Annotated in this window: 16 protein-coding genes; 10 read left to right on the top strand and 6 right to left on the bottom strand. The window is 53.3% G+C overall.

All coding sequences use genetic code 11. The features are described from left to right. Window positions 1–47: 47 nt before the first annotated feature. Both hmgA and fahA read left to right on the top strand, forming a co-directional pair. Complete coding sequence (gene hmgA / locus ACO0LH_RS04230; protein ID WP_422939782.1) at window positions 48–1,367, top strand: homogentisate 1,2-dioxygenase; 1,320 nt, start codon at window positions 48–50, stop codon at window positions 1,365–1,367. Further along, a complete protein-coding gene (fahA, locus tag ACO0LH_RS04225; protein ID WP_422939781.1) occupies window positions 1,368–2,699 on the top strand; it encodes a fumarylacetoacetase in 1,332 nt (443 codons plus the stop codon). A gap of 86 nt (window positions 2,700–2,785) precedes the next feature. On the opposite strand, the gene ACO0LH_RS04220 is transcribed toward fahA, so the two are convergent. The 3 genes from ACO0LH_RS04220 to ACO0LH_RS04210 all read right to left on the bottom strand — a co-directional run bounded on the left by ACO0LH_RS04220 (window position 2,786) and on the right by ACO0LH_RS04210 (window position 4,917). Beyond that, window positions 2,786–3,517: an anti-sigma factor gene (locus tag ACO0LH_RS04220; RefSeq protein ID WP_422939780.1), complete on the bottom strand. Its 732-nt coding sequence runs from the start codon at window positions 3,515–3,517 to the stop codon at window positions 2,786–2,788. After that, on the bottom strand, window positions 3,517–4,104 hold the full coding sequence (locus tag ACO0LH_RS04215; RefSeq protein ID WP_422939779.1) for a sigma-70 family RNA polymerase sigma factor: 588 nt from the start codon (window positions 4,102–4,104) through the stop codon (window positions 3,517–3,519). Before ACO0LH_RS04215 ends, ACO0LH_RS04220 begins: the two co-directional genes overlap by 1 nt. 255 nt (window positions 4,105–4,359) lie before the next feature. Further along, complete coding sequence (locus tag ACO0LH_RS04210; RefSeq protein WP_422939778.1) at window positions 4,360–4,917, bottom strand: GNAT family N-acetyltransferase; 558 nt, start codon at window positions 4,915–4,917, stop codon at window positions 4,360–4,362. A gap of 151 nt (window positions 4,918–5,068) precedes the next feature. Between ACO0LH_RS04210 and ACO0LH_RS04205 the strand changes: the two genes are divergently transcribed. After that, window positions 5,069–5,764, top strand: a complete 696-nt coding sequence (locus ACO0LH_RS04205) for a DUF4272 domain-containing protein (protein ID WP_422939777.1) — start codon at window positions 5,069–5,071, stop codon at window positions 5,762–5,764. Window positions 5,765–5,785: 21 nt separating this feature from the next. Here ACO0LH_RS04205 and ACO0LH_RS04200 read toward each other — a convergent pair whose 3' ends face one another. After that, window positions 5,786–6,748, bottom strand: coding sequence for a LysR substrate-binding domain-containing protein (locus ACO0LH_RS04200; RefSeq protein WP_422939776.1), 963 nt, complete (start codon window positions 6,746–6,748; stop codon window positions 5,786–5,788). A 120-nt stretch (window positions 6,749–6,868) separates the two neighbouring features. Here ACO0LH_RS04200 and ACO0LH_RS04195 point away from each other — a divergent pair, with 120 nt between their 5' ends. The 7 genes from ACO0LH_RS04195 (at window position 6,869) to ACO0LH_RS04165 (ending at window position 12,426) form a co-directional block, all read left to right on the top strand. Then, a complete protein-coding gene (locus tag ACO0LH_RS04195) occupies window positions 6,869–7,471 on the top strand; it encodes an FMN-dependent NADH-azoreductase (protein ID WP_422939775.1) in 603 nt (200 codons plus the stop codon). A gap of 62 nt (window positions 7,472–7,533) precedes the next feature. Then, window positions 7,534–8,427 carry a pirin family protein gene (locus ACO0LH_RS04190; RefSeq protein WP_422939774.1) on the top strand — a complete coding sequence of 298 codons (894 nt, stop codon included), beginning with the start codon at window positions 7,534–7,536 and terminating at the stop codon, window positions 8,425–8,427. A gap of 111 nt (window positions 8,428–8,538) precedes the next feature. Continuing rightward, window positions 8,539–8,955, top strand: a complete 417-nt coding sequence (locus ACO0LH_RS04185; protein ID WP_422939773.1) for a DoxX family protein — start codon at window positions 8,539–8,541, stop codon at window positions 8,953–8,955. Window positions 8,956–9,140: 185 nt separating this feature from the next. Beyond that, complete coding sequence (phnC, locus tag ACO0LH_RS04180; RefSeq protein WP_422939772.1) at window positions 9,141–9,986, top strand: phosphonate ABC transporter ATP-binding protein; 846 nt, start codon at window positions 9,141–9,143, stop codon at window positions 9,984–9,986. Between the two features lie 28 nt (window positions 9,987–10,014). Then, window positions 10,015–11,004 (top strand): phosphonate ABC transporter substrate-binding protein, encoded by a 990-nt coding sequence (gene phnD / locus ACO0LH_RS04175; RefSeq protein ID WP_422939771.1) that lies wholly within the window; start codon window positions 10,015–10,017, stop codon window positions 11,002–11,004. Between the two features lie 4 nt (window positions 11,005–11,008). Then, entirely contained in the window at window positions 11,009–11,818 is an 810-nt protein-coding gene (phnE, locus tag ACO0LH_RS04170) for a phosphonate ABC transporter, permease protein PhnE (RefSeq protein WP_422939770.1), read from the top strand. Then, window positions 11,815–12,426, top strand: a complete 612-nt coding sequence (locus tag ACO0LH_RS04165) for an HD domain-containing protein (RefSeq protein ID WP_422939769.1) — start codon at window positions 11,815–11,817, stop codon at window positions 12,424–12,426. The genes phnE and ACO0LH_RS04165 overlap by 4 nt, the downstream gene beginning before the upstream one ends. A 29-nt stretch (window positions 12,427–12,455) precedes the next feature. On the opposite strand, the gene phnN is transcribed toward ACO0LH_RS04165, so the two are convergent. Together phnN and ACO0LH_RS04155 are read right to left on the bottom strand one after the other, a co-directional pair. Then, a complete protein-coding gene (gene phnN, locus ACO0LH_RS04160) occupies window positions 12,456–13,718 on the bottom strand; it encodes a phosphonate metabolism protein/1,5-bisphosphokinase (PRPP-forming) PhnN (protein ID WP_422939768.1) in 1,263 nt (420 codons plus the stop codon). Next, window positions 13,718–14,926 (bottom strand): alpha-D-ribose 1-methylphosphonate 5-triphosphate diphosphatase, encoded by a 1,209-nt coding sequence (locus ACO0LH_RS04155; RefSeq protein WP_422939767.1) that lies wholly within the window; start codon window positions 14,924–14,926, stop codon window positions 13,718–13,720. The genes phnN and ACO0LH_RS04155 overlap by 1 nt, the downstream gene beginning before the upstream one ends. Window positions 14,927–14,954: the final 28 nt, after the last annotated feature.

Below are 14,954 nucleotides of genomic sequence, written 5' to 3'. Positions count from 1 at the left end.
TGCATTAAAGTTGAATTCTGTTCAAAACTTTCATGGCTGGAATCACGATGAGCAAGCATGACGCAAAAGAAGTGCAACTTGACTACCAATCCGGGTTTGCCAATGAATTCGCGACCGAGGCCTTGCCTGGTGCATTGCCCAAAAGCCAGAATTCACCGCAGAAATGTGCTTACGGTTTATATGCAGAGCAAATCTCCGGCACGGCTTTTACTGCCCCGCGCCATGCAAACCGGCGTTCATGGCTTTACCGCATACGCCCGGCAGCCATGCACCAGCCTTTTAAACTGGCTGGCAATGGCAACATGAGCAATGATTTTTCTGCCGTGCCGTCCACACCTAACCAGTTGCGCTGGGACCCCATGCCCATGCCGGAAACAGCCTGTGACTTTATCGATGGCTGGCTGACCATGGCCGGCAATGGTTCTGCCGATGCGCAGAATGGCTGTGCCATCCACGTTTATGCCGCCAACCGCGACATGACGACCCGGTTTTACTACAACGCCGATGCAGAACTGCTCATCATTCCGCAACAGGGTCGTTTGCATCTCCGTACTGAAATGGGTTTGCTGGATATAGAGCCACAAGAGGTTGCCGTGATACCGCGTGGCGTGCGCTTCCAGGTGCAATTGCCGGACGGCGAAGCACGTGGCTATGTCTGTGAAAATTTTGGTGCCATGCTGCGCTTGCCTGATTTGGGCGTCATTGGTTCGAATGGCCTGGCTAATCCGCGTGATTTCCAGACACCGGTTGCCTGGTATGAAGACAAGGAAGGCGATTTTGAATTGCTGGCTAAATTCAGCGGCAACTTGTGGTCTGCAAAAATGGGCCATTCACCGCTGGACGTGGTGGCATGGCATGGCAATTTCGCGCCTTACAAATATGACCTGCGCCATTTCAACACCATCGGTTCGATCAGCTATGATCACCCTGATCCATCGATCTTCCTGGTCTTGCAGGCGCCCAGCGATACGCCGGGCGTGGATACGATAGATTTCGTGATTTTCCCGCCGCGTTGGCTGGTGGCAGAAAACACCTTCCGCCCACCCTGGTTCCACCGCAATATCGCCAGTGAATTCATGGGGCTGATCCATGGGCAATATGATGCCAAATCCACGGGTTTCCGCCCCGGTGGCGCGAGCCTGCACAACTGCATGAGCGGTCACGGACCCGATGCGCCGACTTTTGACAAGGCCAGTGCCGCAGATACTGCCAAACCACATAAAGTCGATGATACGATGGCGTTCATGATAGAAACGCGTACTATCATCAAACCTACGCGGGCAGCGATGGAATCGCCGCAATTGCAGGCAGATTATTATCAATGCTGGCAGGGCATCAAGAAAAATTTCAATCCGGAGCAAAAATAAATGACGGTACAACTCAACGAAACCCATGACGTTAACCTGCGCAGCTGGATCGCTTCGGCGAATCAGGCAACGACGGATTTCCCGCTGCAAAACCTGCCTTATGGTGTGTTCCGGCGCCAGGGCAGCAACCAGGCATTTCGCATTGGTGTCGCCATCGGTGACCAGGTGCTGGATCTGGCCGCAGCGCATGCCGCCCACGCTTTTGCAGGGTATACAGAATTACAGGGCGGGCATTTCACCAATGCCGTCAATGCCAGTAACCTCAATGCCCTGATGGCACTGGGCGCACCGGTCTGGTCAGCCTTGCGCCTGGCCTTGTCACGTGCCATGCGTGAAGGTGCCAGCCAGCAGGCTGCACTGCAAGCCTGCCTGCTGGCGCAAAGCGCGGCTGAATTTGCCCTGCCTGCGCAAATCGGCGACTACACCGATTTTTATACGTCCGTCCACCATGCAACGGCAGTCGGTAAATTATTCCGCCCTGATAACCCTTTGCTGCCGAACTACAAATGGGTGCCTATCGGCTATCACGGCCGCGCTTCATCGATAGGCGTATCTGGCCAGCAATTTCGCCGCCCGGTCGGCCAGACCAAGCCGCCCACATCCGAAACGCCAGTGTTTGGTCCCGCCAAACGCATGGATTATGAAATGGAAATCGGCATCTTTGTCGGCCCCGGCAATGCACTAGGTGATGTCATCAATATGGACAAGGCAGAGTCGCATGTATTTGGCCTGTGCCTGTTGAATGACTGGTCCGCACGTGATGTACAGGCATGGGAATACCAGCCACTTGGCCCTTTCCTGGCGAAGAATTTTGCATCGACGATCTCTCCCTGGGTAGTCACGCTGGAAGCACTGGCCCCTTACCGTCACGCCTGGTCACGCGATGCGGCTGACCCGCAGCCGATGGCCTACCTGGATGCACCGGCATTGCGTGACAGTGGTGCCTTTGATGTCGAACTCGAAGTCTTGTTGCAGACAGAAAAAATGCGCAATGAAGGGCTGGCACCAGAACGCCTGTCGCTGTCCAACTTCCGCCATTCTTACTGGACGGTGTCGCAACTGATCACGCATCACACTGTCAACGGTTGCAATCTCAACCCTGGTGATTTGCTGGGTTCAGGTACGCAGTCAGGCCCGGCACCGGAAGAAGCTGGTTCATTGCTGGAGCTGACTGAAGGTGGCAAGAAAGCCATCGTATTGAGCAATGGCGAACAACGCATTTTCATGGAAGATGGCGACAGCATCATCATGCGCGGCTGGGCGCACAAAGAAGGCTGCCCACGCATCGGTTTTGGTGAAGTGAGCGGTACCTTGCTGCCAGCCAGGGCGTAGGCTTTTCAGCTGACCACCAGACCTGAGCTGTTTTGCGCAGGTAAAAAAAACGGGACTTTTCAGTCCCGTTTTTTCGTTCATCGTTTTTAAATTTGTATCCAGTTACCTTTGAATATGATCGGTCCTGATGGTTTTTCAGGATTGCCTGAACCACCCTTGGGTTCCAGCGTCACGGCCAGCAAAGGCACATTGTCAGCCGTCATACCAGCAGGCATTTTCAATGTCATGCTGCCGTTGTCTGCCAGCAGGCCCAGCGACTTGACCTTGCCATCCTTGCCCACTGCCCACAGTTCCAGGCTCTTGTCTGCAGCGATATTTTGCGCAGCGACCATGCGTACCTGCAACTGCCCGCGCCGGGTGTCGCCGGTAATGATGGCGACCGCCTGTGCCTTATCGTCAGCCAGGCTGGCAATATAGCTCGTTTGCACCTGCGCCTGATCGGCCTGTCTGCTTAACAAGACCGTGACCAGTACCAGGGCGATGGTGCTTGAAAACAGGCCCAGACCACGCCAGAATGCCAGGTCTTCGCGCAAATTGCCCCAGCTGCGCCAATAGGCCCAGGGGTCTTTTTGCCTGCTCAAGCCCAGTTGTTTTTCTATCGCTGGCCAGACCTGTGCTGACGGTTGAGCCTTTGGTGCAAATTCTGCCATAGGCAGCAGATGGCTTTCCCATTGCCTGACGACTTGCAGCAAAGCGGCATCCTGTTTCAGCCACAGCTCAAAGCGGCGGCGTGCACCGCCACGCAAACTACCAAGCACATATTCAGATGCCAGTTTTTCCAGTAAGGAAGGATTATTCTTTAGTTGTAGCAAATTCATCATGCCTCCAGTCGGGTGAGGCAGGTACGCAGCTTGTCGAGGCCGCGGCGTATCCAGGTCTTGACGGTACCGATAGGTAATTTCATTTGCTCTGCCACTTCGCTATGCGACAGATCATGGAAAAAAGCCATTGCCATGGCCTGCCTGTGCAAGCCTTCCAGCCTTGACATGCAGGATGCCAGTGCCTTCGCATCCTGTGTCAGTTCCAGTGACTGTACTGGGGTCGGGTCGCTGCTTTCCATAGCGTGCATGACTTCCATATCAAAAGTATCACCATCGATTTCCACATCATGATCCAGACGGCGCAACAGATCAAAAGCGCGATTGCGTACGATAGTTGTCATCCAGGTCATCGGGGCTGCCAGACCTGCCTGGTAACTGCCTGCGTTGTTCCAGATGTTGACAAAACTCTCCTGCAAAACCTCTTCGGCTAACTCCCGCTTAACTAATATACGCAGCGCGAAGCCAAACAGTTTCGAAGAACTTGCATCATATAAAGATTTAAAAGCCTGGGCGTCTTTACGGGCGACGGCGGCAAGCCATTGCTGAAGCTGGCTGGTATCTAGGGTAGCGGTGGGCAATTGCATGTCCAATTCTGTCAATAGCAGCTTGATGGGGGAAAGTCCGGTGATTTTAGACTATCTTTTGTATCCGGGTTGCATCACTTGAACACATTACTTTCAATTACTTATAGTATGCACGAAAGCTGAGGGTCACAAAATATTGTCGTGTTGTAATTACTGATGGCTTAGCTTGGCTCATGTCATCTTTGTCTATGATGTGCAAATTGCCACATTCGATGTGTTTCAGGCAAAAACTATTCAACACACGACGGCTCTGCTTTACGCTGAAGTATATTCAGTTGCCAGCATGGAATAGCATTTGAGATCGACATAACGTCCTTGTTTATATTCACATTCCCGCAATACGCCTTCCAGACGAAAGCCCAGCTTTTCGATTAAACGCCAGCTGGCGATATTTTCTGGTTCCACCATGGCTTGCAGGCGGTGCAGGCCCAGATGCCGGAAGCAATGGCCTATCATGACATGCAGGCATTCAGGGATGACAGCCTTGCCCCAGTGGTCAGGCGAAAGCCAGAAGCCGGTTTCGGCACAATGATGTTCCTGCTCCCATCCATGCAGGCCGCAAGTACCTATCAATTGCTCAGGTGCTTCCCTGCTGCAAATCCCCCACCAGATGCCGGTGCCGTCGAGCCAGACCTGTTCATACCAGTCCATCTGTGCCTGGCTTGATGCCAGCGTCTCATAGCTGACGCCATAATAATCCGTGACACGCGGATCGGATAAACCCCGGAAAATGGCCGCCATGTCAGCAGGCACGATACGGCGGAGTTGATAGTTCCGGGTATGCAGCAAGGGGAAAGAGCTGGTTTCTCGCATAGACGCTTTGCAATAACAGGTGACAGACAGGCATTCTAATCCACAGTCGGCAGGTGGCAGCCTGGTTCTTGCTGGTTGTGGGGCGGCAAAATCTGGGATAATCCGTCTGCCCGCAATCACAGGGTCATCTGATCAACAGGAATGAATTTTAATGAGCCCAGAGCAACGCAAAGAAGCTTCCGAACTGGAATTGCATAAACGTGGTATCCGCATCAATGTGCAATTGCATGTGATTGAGTCTGATGAAGAAGTGGAACTGCGTACACCTCAAGCATTGATGCAGCGCATGCTGGCCTTGTGGGCAGTGACTGGTGTCGCGTCTGGTGGTGCGATTGATTGTGCGATTGATGGTACGACTGGTGACGACGCTGCGCGTTATCGTCTTTATCTCGAAACACATGGACTGATTGACTGCCTGTCTGCGCAGGAGAGGGCATTTTTATTTGCTGAAGCATCTCCCGAAAAACCAGTTGAAGAACTGCGGACACACTTTGTCGAAAAGCAGGAAGCCCTGTATTTTCTGGCCTGGGCCGCAGGTCTGACAGACAAACTGGCAGTGCCGACGCAAGCGGCAAACCTGAAACAGGTTTTGAAATTATTTCCGCGAGCGCTGGAAGCGCCTGTGCGTTTGCAGGCTGCCCTGAAACCACGCCGCAAAGGGCAACTACTCGATTGGTCGGATTTATTATATCGCCTGCACTGGGCAGTTCGTCATGCACATATCACCGGGCGCGATGCACCGGGAAACCTGAACGCCGTTGCCGTACGCGAATGGCATCAGGCCGCCAACTGGCTGTGCCAGTATGAAGAAGAAAACGACTGGGACAAGGTCAGCACCGAGACCTGATGCAGTCAGCCACCGGCATCATCAAAACGCCTTCAGCGTCCGCCGTTCTGATTTACAGGTATTGATCTGGTCCAGCATCTTCTGGCAGCGAGGGCCGGAGAATTCAGCCTGTAGCGCATCGAGAAAGACGCGGGTGCGTGCCGGCATCAGGCGGCGGCCGGGGAAGACTGCCCAGAGATTGACGTCAGGCAGCTTCCAGTCTTCCAGCAAAGGTAACAAGGCGCCGCTGCGTACATGGTGATCGGCAAAATGATCAGACAGCATGACAATACCTTTGCCATGCACGGCCAGGCGTGTCAGCAATTCGGGTGAATTGGCGCTGGCCCTGCCCGGCGGTATGCCTTCCCATACCGCCCCTTCTTTTTCCATGCGCCATATCGTCACTTCGCCATTGCGTGCCATCAGGCGCAGGCAGTCGTGCTCCATCAGGGCTTCTGGTTCTGCCGGTGTGCCATGCGCGCGTAAATAGGCGGGTGAGGCATACAATCCTATGCTGAAGCGCACCAGGCCACGTGCCGCCAGTGACGCATCATCGGGCAAGTCGCCAACGCGGATGGCGACATCGAAATTTTCGCCTATCAAATCCACCCTTCTTGGTGACAGATCGATTTCCAGGTTGATCGCCGGGTATTTGCTGATGAAGTCCGCCAGCAACTCACCCATTTCAATATTGGCGAAGTCGCCCGGCATGGATACTTTCAGCTTGCCACTCGGTTCCGCCTGCCTGTGCTGGGTCAGCGCCAGTGTTGCATCCACTTCTTCCTGCACGTGTTGAGCGTGTAGCAAGACATTCTGACCGAGATCAGTCACCGTCAGTTTGCGTGTCGTGCGCAGGATCAGCCGTTCACCAAGCTGGGCTTCCAGTGCAGAAATACGGCGCGACAGCGTTGATTTTGGCACGCCCAACCGTTCTGCTGCCTTGCTGAAACTGCCTTCTTCGACGACGCGGGCGAACAGCAAGAGGTCGTTTGCTTCCAGGGACATGACGAATTTCCTCTCTATTTTGCTATTTTTGGAACAATGATATCCATTTTAACGTCTTCCGCATTGTTTTTGGAACGTCTAAAGTAGTTACATCGCAACCCCACATGAAAAGGATACAAAATGAACATCCTGCAAATTAATTCCAGCGCCCGTGCTGAAGGCTCTCATTCCACCCAACTGGCGGCTGTTCTGGTTGAACGCCTGCTGGCTGCCACACCGGATGCCAAACTGAGCATCCGTGACCTTGGTCGTCACCCTCACCCCATACTGGATGAAACTGCCTTGCAGGCCTTGTTCACACCGGCCGACCAGCGCAATGCAGACCAGCAGGCACGTGTCGCCCTGGATGATGCGCTGATTGCTGAAATACAGGCGACTGATGTCATCGTACTGGGCGCGCCCATGTATAACTTTGGTATTTCTGCGCAACTGAAAAACTGGATAGATGCCATTTCACGTGCCCAGGTCACTTTCCGCTATACCGCAAACGGCCCGGAAGGCATGCTGACCGGCAAGAAAGTGTATGTCGTGCTGACCCGTGGCGGTCTGTATCGCAATACACCGAATGACACGCAAATGCCTTACCTGAAAACCTTTTTTGGCTTTCTGGGCATGACAGATGTAGAGTTTGTTTATGCAGAAGGTTTGGCGATGGGGCCAGAAGGCGAAAAAGCAGCGATTGCTTCTGCCCACCAGCAAATGAATGATTTACTGCCAGCATAATTAGCGCTGGCGATATAGAACGCTAACAAGCTAACAAGCTAATAAGCTAACAAGGACGGATCATGGATATTACAGATACAGATGTCATCACTACCACGGCACGCGTCAGTCAATCGCGTGTGGTTGAGCAACTGGTGGCCGGCCAGCCTACTTCGGATGGTGACGGTGTGAAATTGACGCGGGTCCTGACGCAGCCGTTTCAGTATCGTCTCGATCCGTTTTTGATGCTTGATGCCTTCGGCAGCGATGATGCTGATGATTATATCGGCGGCTTCCCCGATCACCCGCACCGTGGCTTTGAAACCATCACCTACATGCTCAATGGTCGCATGCGCCATCGTGACAGTGCCGGTAATGAAGGCTTGCTGCAAAATGGCGGCGTACAATGGATGACGGCTGGCCGTGGTGCCATCCACTCCGAACTGCCTGAACAGGAAGAAGGGCGCATGGCTGGTTTTCAGCTATGGCTGAACCTGCCTGCCAAAGACAAGATGCGCGCACCGTGGTATCGCGACATACAAAGTGCCGAGATCCCGGAACTGGTGACACCTGAAGGCGTGAAGGTCAGGGTGATCGCAGGTAGCAGTCACGGCGTGCAGGGCGCCATGCAGCGCGAAGTGACCGAGCCGCTTTACCTGGATGTGCATTTACCGGCAGGTAGCAGTTTTAGCCAGGAACTGGCGGGCAGTTTCAATGCCTTCGTCTATGTGTATGAAGGTGAAGTGCAGATCGCTGAACGCCTGGTGCCGCAGCAAAGAATGGCTATACTGAAGAAAACGCCCGGTGCAGATGGTGTTGTGATCGAAGCCAAAGCTGATAGCCGTCTGTTATTGATGGCAGGTCAGCCGCTGGGAGAACCCATCGTGCAATACGGGCCTTTTGTGATGAACAGTCAGGCAGAAATTTTCAGCGCGATCAATGACTTCCGTGCTGGCAAGCTGGGGCGTGCTGATTAAATTAAACCATGGCGCTATGGCACTAATGAGCCATGAAAGCCTGACACCAGGCTTAACTGATTTCATCAGCAAGGGTAGTTGAAAAATAAAATCACTATTGAAGGATTTGAAATGAACCAATTGAAAACTGCAGGGCCGGCATATGCTTCCCTGATTGCGCGTGTCCTGATTGCACTGATCTTTGTAGCTTCCGGTGCGAGCAAGATTACCGGTTTTGAACAAACTGTCGGGTACATCGCCAGCAAGGGCCTGCCTTTGCCTGCACTGGGGGCGATTGCTGCCATCGTGGTGGAACTGGGCGGTGGCCTGATGGTGATTGTAGGCTGGCGGGCCCGCTGGGCTGCTGCTGCAATGATAGCCTTCACGCTGGCTGCGGCGTTTATTTTTCATAATTTCTGGGGTGTACCGGCAGACGCGGCACAAAACCAGATGATACATTTCATGAAAAATATCTCCATGGCTGGTGGTCTCTTATATGTGCTGATCCACGGCAGCGGGGCGTATAGCCTGGACGGCAATAAAGCCTGACCAGCCGTGAATTCGTTTTGATCAGAACAGCAGGCTTGCCCACGGGTAAGTCTGCTGTTTTTGTTTTTGAAACCTGCTTTTAAATATCTGCGTTTCATCATTCTGTAATCTGGCTTTCATACGCCTGACACATTCGTCCCTAATACTCCCGTGGATAAATCCAACATCCAACCGGGGCGGATGCAATGAAGATACAAATCAACGGCATTTCCAAAACCTTTCGTGGCGGCTATCAGGCGCTCGATAATATTGCGCTGTCATTTGCGCCCGGTGAAATGGTGGCGCTGATAGGTGCTTCCGGTTCAGGAAAATCTACCTTGCTCCGTCATATTTCCGGCCTGATCATTGCCAATGCAAACGGTAATGACATACGGGCTGGTGAACACGTGGTGCAGGCCAATGGCGTATTGGGCCGGCATATCCGTCAACTGCGTTCCGAAATTGGTTTTGTGTTCCAGCAGTTCAACCTGGTGGGCCGCTTGCCGGTATTGACCAATGTATTGACGGGTGGCATTGCCCGCATCCCCTTATGGCGCAGCTGTTTCAGAATATTCACCAAAGAAGAAAAAGCACTTGGCCTGGCAGCGCTGGCCCGTGTCGGCATTGCCGAACATGCTTACAAGCGTGCCTCGGCTTTGTCTGGTGGCCAGCAACAACGCGCCGCAATAGCGCGCACCATCGTACAAAAGGCCAAAGTCATCCTGGCAGATGAACCCATCGCTTCGCTGGACCCCGAATCTTCCCGCCGCGTCATGCAGACGCTGGCCGACCTGAATCGCCAGGATGGGACGACCGTGCTGGTGTCCCTGCACCAGGTTGACGTGGCTTTGCGTTTTTGTCCGCGTACCGTAGCGCTGTCCAGAGGCCGGGTAGTGTATGACGGCCCTTCCAGTGAATTGACGGTCAGCATGCTACGTGACCTGTATGGCGCAGAGGCAGAAGAATTATTAAGCCCGGCACCTGTGAGTACCAGTTTGGAAAAACCGCTGGTCGATCATCTTTCCCTCCCCACTCTTGCGGCTGCCGCCTGAGTTTCATTTTTCATTCAGGAGTATTTCCATGTTTCGACAATTCATGCGTTCTTTTACGCTAGGCCTGGCGATGGCTGCATCAGCTACTTTCGCGGCTTCTGCCTCGGCAGAAGATGCAGTAAAAACGCTGAACTTCGGCATTATTTCCACCGAGTCTTCACAAAACCTGAAACAGGACTGGCAGCCTATACTGGAAGACCTGAGCAAAAAGCTGGGCATCAAGGTCACGGCTTTCTTTGCGCCTGATTATGCTGGTGTCATTGAAGGTATGCGTTTCAATAAAGTACAGTTTGCCTGGGTGGGCAATAAATCGGCCATCGAAGCAGTAGACCGCGCCAGTGCCGAAGTCTTTGCACAGACCGTGAATGCTGATGGCACCCTGGGTTATTACAGTATGATCAGTGTCCACAAGGACAGCCCTTACCAGACGGTTGATGATGTGCTGAAAAATGCCAAAAACCTCAATTTTGGCATCGGTGACCCTAACTCTACATCAGGTTTCCTGGTACCCAGTTATTATGTGTTTGCACAAAATAACGTGAATTCAAAAACAGCGTTCAAGACCATACGCGGTGCCAATCACGAAACCAATATCCTTGCTGTTGCCAACAAACAGGTAGACGCCGCCGTACACAGTTCTGACACGCTGGATCGCATCAAGGCACGTCAGCCAGAAATAGCCAGCCAGCTGCGCCAGGTCTGGAAGTCACCTTTGATTGCCTCTGATCCTTTGGTATGGCGCAAGGATTTGCCTGCTGATGTCAAAAACAAGATCAAGGATTTCTTTGTTAATTATGGCAAAACCGGCCCTGATGCAGCGCGCGAAAAAGCACAATTGAACAAGCTGACACTCGGCGGCTTCCAGGATTCCACCAACGCGCAGTTGAAGCCTATCCGTCAACTGGAACTGTACAAGGAAAAAATCAAGCTTGAGGCGGATGTCGCCATGAATGCCGATGAAAAGAAAGTGAAGCTGGACGATATCAACCGCAAGCTCAACGACATTTCCAAATCCTGATCGTATGAATTCGTCCCCATCCGTGCACACAAACAAAACCGTCAGTTTGCCACCACCGCCAAAGCAGGATTTTGGCAAGTTGCTGGTATGGGGCATTGTATTGGCGATACTGGCACTGTCGTGGAATGGTGCCGACATGCGACCACTGGAATTGATACGCGATAGCGGCAATATGTTGACGTATGCCGCCAGTTTTTTTCCGCCGGATTTCCATGAATGGCGTATCTATTTCCAGGAGTTGCTGGTGACCCTGCAAATTGCCGTGTGGGGTACGGCCCTGGCGGTGATCTGTGCGGTACCGCTGGGTTTGCTGAGTTCGTCGAACATAGCACCAGCCTGGATCTGTCAGCCAGTGCGCCGCTTGATGGATGCAGCGCGCGCCATCAATGAAATGGTGTTTGCCATGCTGTTTGTCGTGGCGGTAGGGCTGGGCCCTTTTGCCGGTGTGCTGGCGCTGTTTGTGCATACGACCGGCATATTGTCCAAACTGTTTTCAGAGGCGGTAGAAGCAATAGACCCGCAGCCGGTCGAAGGCATACGCGCCACTGGGGCGCATGCGCTGGAAGAAATCGTTTATGGCGTCTTGCCCCAGGTGATGCCTTTGTGGGTTTCGTTTACGCTCTACCGCTTCGAATCCAATGTGCGCTCCGCTACCGTGGTTGGCATGGTGGGCGCTGGTGGCATAGGTGTCATTTTATGGGAAGTCATACGTGCCTTCCAATATGCGCAGACCTGCACCGTATTGTTGATGATCGTCGTGACGGTCAGCCTGATAGACGTGACTTCATCCCGTTTAAGAAAACTATTTATATGAATGCATTTGTTCAGCGTCAGCAAAAACGGATTACTCCCATCGCCTTCTCTACCGTGATTGAATGGCTGCAATACCGTGCTGGTGGTTTTTATGGCGGTGAAGCGATTACCCAGCTTGAACATGCCCTGCAATGCGCCAGCCTCGCCATGCAGGATGGCGCTTCCGATACACTCATCATCGCCGCCCTGTTACATGATATTGCCCATCTGGCGGATGATGAAACTGACCAGACCTTTCCGCATGGCGAACTGGCAGCACTGCAACTGGCCGATCTTTTTGATGAAGCCGTCACCGAACCCATACGTCTGCATGTCGATGCCAAGCGCTATCTGTGCGCCGCAGATCCCTTGTACTGGTCAGGCCTGTCTGAGGCTTCACAACGCAGCCTGATCTGGCAGGGCGGGCCGTTCACCGTGACCCAGGCAACGGATTTCATCAGCCAGCCCTATGCAGAGGATGCAGTACGCTTGCGTCAATGGGATGACGCCGCCAAAGTCGTTGGCGCAAAAACGCCTGAACTTGTCTATTTCATCGCCTTGATGGAAACCTGTATGGACAAGGGGACTGACAAACACCGCTTGCAGCATGTGCAATGGGTAGAAGCCTGAGCGAACAGGTTTAGCAAACGCTTAAGGTATCATTCACTGAAAAGTGCCAGCAGCTTTTGACCGGCTATTTCCACAGGCCCGCTGTTGTCGATATGAATGATATCTTCTTCGGTGGGTATGGCAAACTGTGTCACTCTTTCCATGCGGTTGAGCAAGGCGGCGCCATTCTCGCGCTGGCGTTTCTCGACTCTTTGCCGTATCAGGTCGGCGTCGGCGACAATCCAGATGATCCTGGCATCGGGAAATAACTGCCTTAGCTGTGGCAGGTATTCGCGCGAACCGTTAACCACCACATCCTGGCCACATTTCAATTTCACTTCCAGCTCACGACGTATGCCATAACACAGGCCATTGGCCTGCCATTGCATGCAAAAATGTCCGGCTGCGGCGGCTTGCCAGAAGGCTTCCTGGCTCATGGCTTCATGCTGTTCGCTATCATGGGCCGGTCGGGTAATGCTCCTTTGTGAAAACACCAGGCTCGATGATTCCGGCATTCTGGTCTTTACCCATTGCAGCAGGGTATCCTTGCCTGCCCCAGAGGGGCCAACCACAAAGAAAAGCTGGCCCGGGCGGGGCAGGGCTTTTTGCTGGAATACAGCCTGGAATGGAAAACGCATCCAGAACTTGAACGCCGCCCCCGGTTCTTCTTCGCGGAATATCGTCAACGCATCAATTTCCATCTGTGAATTTTCCAGCAGCCTGGAAAAATGCTGCTCTGCTGCCTTGCGCAAGGCGTACTGCGCATCTGCATCGACTTCGCCGAGATCGTCGCTCAGGGTCAGGTGGAAGCGGTATTCTTCTTCTGTATAGGGATAACCCCATTGCTGCAACAAAATCTCCTGCCTTGCACTTAAGCCTGCATGCCGGCGCTTGGCCAGGTAAGTAGCATCGGGAGCATTGCGCAAGAGATCAAAATAACTGACGCAACGCATGGCCAGTGCATTGATATCGGATTCGTTGCCTGAAGGGCGCAATGCCAGAAAATTGCCCATCATCCTGATTTGCATTTCCGGGATTTTGATACTGTGCTGTACCTTGGCAAACGCCCTTGCCATACTGATAAGCTCGTTTTCATGAAAACCTTCAAGCAGGCTGAATGGTGCTTTCAAGGTGGCATGGAAACCATAGCGCGTAGCGCCCGAAGTCAGTTTGCTCAACATCAGGTCAGGCATGCCAGGAATATGGCGCTGCGCAATGCTACCCGCATGCATGGGGTCACGACCCAGCCAGCGTGCGCCGGCTTCCCACCAGGCAGTATCTGGCGCCGGGGAAAAATACAGGGCATAACGCATCACGCTGCCAGCTCAAGAGGGCGTTGGCCAGACAGACGCTCTGGTTCTGCGCAAAATACCAGTTTCCCGGCAGCTATCGTAGCGATCAGGCGCGGACTGCCATCCGCCAGTTTTTCTATCAAAATCAAATCTGCACGATATCCTGGCTTGATCTGACCACGATCATGCAAGCCCAGTACCTGCGCAGGATGATGTGACACCAGTTGCCAAGCCTGTTCAAGACTGCATGCAGCTTCCTGCTCAAGGCGGAATGGCGCGTGCAGCAAGGCAGGATAGTAATAATCGGAGGCCAGGATATCGCACAGGCCACGGCGCACTGCATCAGCGGCTGACAGACCGCCACAGTGACTGCCGCCCAGCAAAATATTGGGTGCGCCCATGACGACATGATTGTCCAGCGCGTGAGCTGCCAGCAGGGCTTCTTCGGTTTTCGGGAATTCGCTGATGGTCACGCCCAGTGCCTGATAGCGCTCACGGTCACTGCGGCTTTCATCATCATGTGAAGCCATGGGAATGCCATGTTCGCGGCAGGCCTGTGCCAGTTGCTGTATTGCCTGTGCCACCTTGGTAGAGCGGGACTGTGCTTTGTGCAGGCGTTCCAGGAAAGTGGCGACATCGCAACGTGCGCGCTCGGCATAGCTGAGCAGCTTTTCCGGTGAAGCAGATTTTTTCAATATCGATGGCAGATGCTCATTGAACGCAAAGAAGGCAATACTGCCAGAGGCGATCCAGTTCAATGCTTCACCCAGCCCATCGAGATGATGATTTTCAAAACGCAGGTGCAGGCGATGGTCGGCGTGAAAACGGTCTTTTTGCGACTTCAGTTGCTCGAAACTGGCAAGTGCTGCCTCACGCCCGCGCAAGCCGCCTTCCCATGAAAAAGTGACGCCGTGACAGGCCGTGGTAATGCCATTGCTGATCAGTTGCCTGTCCGTATCTGCAAACGCAATATCGTAAGGGAAACTGGTGGCAGGACGAGGCTGTAACTGCCGCTCAAAGGCATCGCCATGGATATCAACCAGACCAGGCAGTGCTAACAGGCCATCGGCATCAAATGTCTGCTGACCCAATGCGCTGGAAAACCCCTTGTTGCCTGTGCCAGATATGAGCGCACCTTGCAAATGCAGGCTGTCTTCGCTCCAGCCGCTATGACCATCGGCAGAAGTTTGCAAAAAGCGGCTGCCTTGAATTGAAAAGCGCGTGTCCATAGTCTGGCTTTCTTTGTTCGGATACCCA

Source organism: Undibacterium sp. TJN19 (assembly GCF_049339485.1).
Lineage (GTDB): Bacteria > Pseudomonadota > Gammaproteobacteria > Burkholderiales > Burkholderiaceae_D > Undibacterium.
This window is presented reverse-complemented; position numbering and strand designations above follow the sequence as displayed.

Excerpts from the sequence above, each read along its gene's own strand:
- phnC (WP_422939772.1), top strand. The coding sequence starts at position 9,141 with ATGAAGATACAAATCAACGGCATTTCCAAAACCTTTCGTGGCGGCTAT.
- ACO0LH_RS04215 (WP_422939779.1), bottom strand. The coding sequence starts at position 4,104 with ATGCAATTGCCCACCGCTACCCTAGATACCAGCCAGCTTCAGCAATGG.
- phnE (WP_422939770.1), top strand. The coding sequence starts at position 11,009 with ATGAATTCGTCCCCATCCGTGCACACAAACAAAACCGTCAGTTTGCCA.
- ACO0LH_RS04185 (WP_422939773.1), top strand. The coding sequence starts at position 8,539 with ATGAACCAATTGAAAACTGCAGGGCCGGCATATGCTTCCCTGATTGCG.
- ACO0LH_RS04165 (WP_422939769.1), top strand. The coding sequence starts at position 11,815 with ATGAATGCATTTGTTCAGCGTCAGCAAAAACGGATTACTCCCATCGCC.
- phnD (WP_422939771.1), top strand. The coding sequence starts at position 10,015 with ATGTTTCGACAATTCATGCGTTCTTTTACGCTAGGCCTGGCGATGGCT.
- fahA (WP_422939781.1), top strand. The coding sequence starts at position 1,368 with ATGACGGTACAACTCAACGAAACCCATGACGTTAACCTGCGCAGCTGG.
- ACO0LH_RS04220 (WP_422939780.1), bottom strand. The coding sequence starts at position 3,517 with ATGAATTTGCTACAACTAAAGAATAATCCTTCCTTACTGGAAAAACTG.
- phnN (WP_422939768.1), bottom strand. The coding sequence starts at position 13,718 with ATGCGTTATGCCCTGTATTTTTCCCCGGCGCCAGATACTGCCTGGTGG.
- hmgA (WP_422939782.1), top strand. The coding sequence starts at position 48 with ATGAGCAAGCATGACGCAAAAGAAGTGCAACTTGACTACCAATCCGGG.
- ACO0LH_RS04195 (WP_422939775.1), top strand. The coding sequence starts at position 6,869 with ATGAACATCCTGCAAATTAATTCCAGCGCCCGTGCTGAAGGCTCTCAT.
- ACO0LH_RS04190 (WP_422939774.1), top strand. The coding sequence starts at position 7,534 with ATGGATATTACAGATACAGATGTCATCACTACCACGGCACGCGTCAGT.
- ACO0LH_RS04205 (WP_422939777.1), top strand. The coding sequence starts at position 5,069 with ATGAGCCCAGAGCAACGCAAAGAAGCTTCCGAACTGGAATTGCATAAA.
- ACO0LH_RS04210 (WP_422939778.1), bottom strand. The coding sequence starts at position 4,917 with ATGCGAGAAACCAGCTCTTTCCCCTTGCTGCATACCCGGAACTATCAA.
- ACO0LH_RS04155 (WP_422939767.1), bottom strand. The coding sequence starts at position 14,926 with ATGGACACGCGCTTTTCAATTCAAGGCAGCCGCTTTTTGCAAACTTCT.
- ACO0LH_RS04200 (WP_422939776.1), bottom strand. The coding sequence starts at position 6,748 with ATGTCCCTGGAAGCAAACGACCTCTTGCTGTTCGCCCGCGTCGTCGAA.